The following is a 4,143-nucleotide window of genomic DNA, read 5'->3' as shown; positions in this document are numbered from 1 at the left end:
TATATAGCTGGTTTCCTTATAATAAATCCAATAAACATATTTTTAGATAAAACATTTCTTTCTTTAATAGCCTTTAAAAATCCTGTAATACAATCTATTACAGTCAAATAGAACAAAACTCTTATATCTCCATCTATTCCACCAATAGCACTTACAAATCCTGCACTAAGCCAAAATATTAGATTCTGGATAAAATTAAGTAAATTTTCAAGAATATTTTTTATTTTTCCTACCTCCAAAGATATGACTTTTCACAGTCTTCTATTGAAATACTCTATTATAATTGGTTGTTTCGGGTATAGCTCCTCAATTGGAACACTTAAATCTATATATTTATCCGGTAGCTCTAACCAACTTTTTCTATATTCATCTCTTTCTTGCTTCATTTCTTCACTCTCTTCCAAGTCACCTCTTAAAACTGCTTTATCATATAAATCTACACCTTTTAATTTTTCTGCCCTAACATTTCGAGCTTTATTCTTTTCAGATTCCAAAGTTATGAAACCCTCACTTATGTAATCCTCTCTTGTTTTTTCAACAATTTCATTATCTATAATTTTTTGTGAGTAGACATCATAGGAAACTATTTTTCCATTTTTATTAATTATCTCATTTGAAGCAAGTTCTCTTTGATTCCTAGCTAATTTTTCCTCTTCAGTAGCCTCTCTAATTGTATTTTCATTTTCTAAATACGTTATAAAATGAGGTAAATCTTCTCCTATAAATAAACAAGCTCTCCCTTCAAAATGCTCTTCCATATCTGATATTAACCCATCTGTTACTGCATAAACTAACGATATTCCTTTCTTTGCTTCTTCTATACTTAAATAAATATATTTATTTTTACTCACTTTTTACACCCCTTTTTATTAAATTTATGTTAATCTTTTCCAAATATTAACCTTTAAATAAGGTGGAAGAATACTGAATGAAGCTCCTCCACCTGTATTTCCACAAGAAACATTGGCAGTGTGGTTATGGGGGGCACTATAATTTGTATATGGAGTTGCTCCCCCTGTATTATCTCCACCTGCACCATCTGTTGTTCTATTACTAACAGGATAAGCTCCCCCACCAGGATTAATATAACCACCACTAGGTTCTGTCCAAGGAGCTTTATAACCATGTGTATGAGATGGCTGAGTATGAATATGGCTCTCTACTTGATGTCTATGATCTCCACCATTTTCAACTGTAACAGAAACAAGATGATTATGTATTGGCATATTATTTATAGAAAGGGCTACCGTTGAAGCCCCTCCTGTTTCTCCAGCTCCTTCAGAGTTTGTTGTTCCTAGTAAAAATCTCCCCTCTTGTTTTTGCCAAGTTGTATTGGGAAATAAAAGTGCAGGATTCGAATTGTCGAGTAACATTAATACAGAGCCCACAGGAAAAGAACAGAATTTTTGAAATCTTTCCTCAATTCCCGCCTCTAAGTTATATGCACCTTTAGCCGTGAGTAGTTTATTACTGTCATTTTCCGTCATATCCGTTTTATCTAAATTGAATCCGGTTTTTTTAGTGATTTTTGGTTCTTTACTTTTGATATCTGCGTATATCATCTCCACAGCTTTTATAAACCCTGTTTTTGTCAAAATAGGGTCCAACACGGCTTTTACTGCCTTATTCATGTTCAATTGATTTATTCCTCCCAGCATTAATAATTTCTTCAATCTCCTCAACTTCAAGTTCTCTATATACAGTCAATTCTATAAGAGTTCTTAGTCCTGCATAGTTCAACAGGGCTGTATCAGGAGTTGCTTTTTCAAAAAGTGAGTAATAATTTTTCTTAAAATCTGCTATACTCATCTTTTTTCATCAGCTCTTACTTGTTTCTACTAACGAACTTATATCAACACTAGTAATATACACCAGTTTACCTTCTATATTTGTTGCTCTAGTCTCTAAGTTTTCCACTCTAGTGACAGCATTGGATACATTTGCGTTCGTTTTAGATATTTCAGATAAAGCTTCTGCTCCATCTGCCGCTGCTTGATTCCAAGTATTTTTTTCTGTTGTAGTTACTATCTTTGCTGTATCTATTTGAAGAACACCGTTTGAATCTACAGTTATGACAGTTCCAGATTTAACTCCTCCTAACACGGAAGCAGTTGCTTTTGGTAGAGTGTAATTACTTAGCTCTGCTAGTTTAATAACCATTTCCTTTGACATCAGTCCATTAGAGGTTTCTGTAGCTACGCCCGGAAGCATTAATCCTCCCAAATCTTGCCAAGAACCTATTTCGCTTTCATAAATATAAAATGTGTTAATCCCTGTTGTTGCTATTGCAAACCAACCATCTTTAGGATTTTGAAGTGCTTGAATCTCTGCGAGTGTCGCAAAACTTCCCTTCCAAGTAAGTCCAGATGCTAATGTATTTAAAGCACTGTCCAATTGAGACTGCGTTATTCGTGCATTCCATGAAGTCTTTTCAGAGTCAGATACAAACCGTTTAGTTGTACTTTCTATTATGTTCTCTGCTGAATGTTCATGCTCTGTTGTCGCAGTCTTTTTAATATCCTGGTAGATTAAGGTCACAAGTTCTTCAAGCTGTTCATATTTTAATATCGCATTCATATTTGCCATTAATCTGTTCATCTCCTCACTTTATCTATTAAAATTCCAATTTGTACTGAGCTGATTACACAAGTATCTATGTGTTCTTTCACAGCGTCAGTATATGTTTCAAGCTCTTTCTTTCCGCTATTTATAATTGAATATAGCTCGTCAATTGTCCCTTTCACATCTTTTACTAGAAGCTCTGGAACCCATTGATTCATAAATTCATAGTCTTTTTTTTTACAACATAAAAATAAACTTCTTCTGTTGCTTGCAAAATTTGGCTTTTTTTTACTTGTGCTATTCTTACAAAAACGGTTCCAGAAATTTGTAAAACTTCATTTGGAATTTTTACCATAGTATTTTTTTGTAAATTATGCTGTTCCAGTGCATATAGTTTTTTCTCATTCTCGTTATAAAATGTTAACTCCAGATGACTTCCTTCAATAAATTCCTCAATATGAATGTCTAAATTTGCCACATTTAAATCACCTTCTAAAAATACTCCTCTTTCAAATTTTAAATTATCTTTTAACCAAGATATTTTTATATTCTTAATTATATCCATCATACTTCCCTCTTAGTTTGTATTATTTCAATCACTTCCTGTTCTGTCAGTAAAGCTGTTTTAATATCTATTTCTTCCGACCATTTATCAATTTTCTCCATGTTAGCGTTTATAACTTCTATATCTGCTACATCTTCACTTGGAATCGGCTTTGATAAATTTAGATTTGCAGTATAATTTGGCACTATATCCCTTCCTTTCTTAATACTTCACCCCAAGTATAGCGTTTATAATAATCCCATATTTTAGGCGGTAATAATCCCCATATCCTGTACTTAAATACATAATTTATTGGCAAATGAGCTGGTTTTGCCTCATTTATTATTGATTTTAGAGCTTCAACATCACGAGGTATTCCAATAACTGATACAAAAGTAATATTTATAACAGCATTGGTAAACATTACAGTAACCTCACCATTTCGCCATGAATTTGCTATCGTTTGAAGAAGCTGTAAATCGCATTTTCCAGCAACTTTCCACCTACTTTCTAATTCCTCTCTTTTCTCCTCGATAGTTTTACTTTTACATTTATAATCCATTTGATTTTCCATTATAGCTATCCCAATAGCTGACATAGTATCAAACCAATACTCTTTTTTTATTTCATCAGCTTTGGTTGAAATATTGTCTAGTCTCTCTCCTGCAGTTCCTAGTAAATTATTTATATAAGGATCCGTTCTAAAAACTTTATGTAAATTATTTATAAGCTGTGTTTTATGCGACATTCAAATTCACATTACCTAGAACTGCAATTTCTTTTTCTTCTATTTTTACATTTTGCTGTAAATCATTTATGGTGAAGCTTGTCCACTCTTGAATACCTTCCACATTTAGAATCCAACTCGATAATACTGCATAGGATACTGTATCTCTTTTAAATGCTATATTTTTCAAATATTATTTAAATTTAACTAATTATACATTATATTTATTAATTTAGCTACATTTTTTCTAATTTTCACACTTTCTTTAGAATAATATTATTGGAGAGTTTTGTCAATGTTACAACACTAA

10 protein-coding genes are annotated in these 4,143 nt (G+C 32.2%); all 10 read right to left on the bottom strand.

All coding sequences use genetic code 11. The annotated features are described in order from the left end of the window. Window positions 1–239 (bottom strand): phage holin family protein (locus tag ACWI69_RS11780; RefSeq protein WP_448822026.1); only part of this gene is annotated, 239 nt, incomplete at its 3' end. Between the two features lie 12 nt (window positions 240–251). Continuing rightward, a complete protein-coding gene (locus ACWI69_RS11775; protein WP_448822025.1) occupies window positions 252–851 on the bottom strand; it encodes a hypothetical protein in 600 nt (199 codons plus the stop codon). Between the two features lie 24 nt (window positions 852–875). Beyond that, entirely contained in the window at window positions 876–1,631 is a 756-nt protein-coding gene (locus tag ACWI69_RS11770) for a phage baseplate protein (protein WP_448822027.1), read from the bottom strand. Then, window positions 1,624–1,809: a hypothetical protein gene (locus ACWI69_RS11765; RefSeq protein WP_448822024.1), complete on the bottom strand. Its 186-nt coding sequence runs from the start codon at window positions 1,807–1,809 to the stop codon at window positions 1,624–1,626. The genes ACWI69_RS11770 and ACWI69_RS11765 overlap by 8 nt, the downstream gene beginning before the upstream one ends. A 9-nt stretch (window positions 1,810–1,818) precedes the next feature. Then, window positions 1,819–2,586: a hypothetical protein gene (locus ACWI69_RS11760; protein WP_448822023.1), complete on the bottom strand. Its 768-nt coding sequence runs from the start codon at window positions 2,584–2,586 to the stop codon at window positions 1,819–1,821. An 8-nt stretch (window positions 2,587–2,594) separates the two neighbouring features. Then, window positions 2,595–2,780, bottom strand: coding sequence for a hypothetical protein (locus ACWI69_RS11755; RefSeq protein WP_448822022.1), 186 nt, complete (start codon window positions 2,778–2,780; stop codon window positions 2,595–2,597). Continuing rightward, window positions 2,777–3,130 (bottom strand): hypothetical protein, encoded by a 354-nt coding sequence (locus ACWI69_RS11750; protein ID WP_448822021.1) that lies wholly within the window; start codon window positions 3,128–3,130, stop codon window positions 2,777–2,779. The genes ACWI69_RS11755 and ACWI69_RS11750 overlap by 4 nt, the downstream gene beginning before the upstream one ends. After that, complete coding sequence (locus ACWI69_RS11745) at window positions 3,127–3,312, bottom strand: hypothetical protein (protein WP_448822020.1); 186 nt, start codon at window positions 3,310–3,312, stop codon at window positions 3,127–3,129. Before ACWI69_RS11745 ends, ACWI69_RS11750 begins: the two co-directional genes overlap by 4 nt. Then, entirely contained in the window at window positions 3,312–3,854 is a 543-nt protein-coding gene (locus ACWI69_RS11740; protein WP_448822019.1) for a putative phage tail protein, read from the bottom strand. Before ACWI69_RS11740 ends, ACWI69_RS11745 begins: the two co-directional genes overlap by 1 nt. Further along, window positions 3,844–4,023 carry a hypothetical protein gene (locus tag ACWI69_RS11735; protein ID WP_448822018.1) on the bottom strand — a complete coding sequence of 60 codons (180 nt, stop codon included), beginning with the start codon at window positions 4,021–4,023 and terminating at the stop codon, window positions 3,844–3,846. The genes ACWI69_RS11740 and ACWI69_RS11735 overlap by 11 nt, the downstream gene beginning before the upstream one ends. Between the last annotated feature and the right edge of the window lie 120 nt (window positions 4,024–4,143).

The organism is Cetobacterium sp. (genome assembly GCF_977044495.1).
The sequence above is the reverse complement of the archived record's forward strand: the minus strand, read 5'-3'. Positions and strand labels throughout refer to the sequence as shown.

What these genes read in the sequence shown, in the direction of transcription:
- ACWI69_RS11760 (WP_448822023.1), bottom strand. Translation starts at nt 2,586, where the DNA reads ATGGCAAATATGAATGCGATATTAAAATATGAACAGCTTGAAGAACTT.
- ACWI69_RS11770 (WP_448822027.1), bottom strand. Translation starts at nt 1,631, where the DNA reads ATGAATAAGGCAGTAAAAGCCGTGTTGGACCCTATTTTGACAAAAACA.
- ACWI69_RS11765 (WP_448822024.1), bottom strand. Translation starts at nt 1,809, where the DNA reads ATGAGTATAGCAGATTTTAAGAAAAATTATTACTCACTTTTTGAAAAA.
- ACWI69_RS11740 (WP_448822019.1), bottom strand. Translation starts at nt 3,854, where the DNA reads ATGTCGCATAAAACACAGCTTATAAATAATTTACATAAAGTTTTTAGA.
- ACWI69_RS11755 (WP_448822022.1), bottom strand. Translation starts at nt 2,780, where the DNA reads ATGAATCAATGGGTTCCAGAGCTTCTAGTAAAAGATGTGAAAGGGACA.
- ACWI69_RS11750 (WP_448822021.1), bottom strand. Translation starts at nt 3,130, where the DNA reads ATGATGGATATAATTAAGAATATAAAAATATCTTGGTTAAAAGATAAT.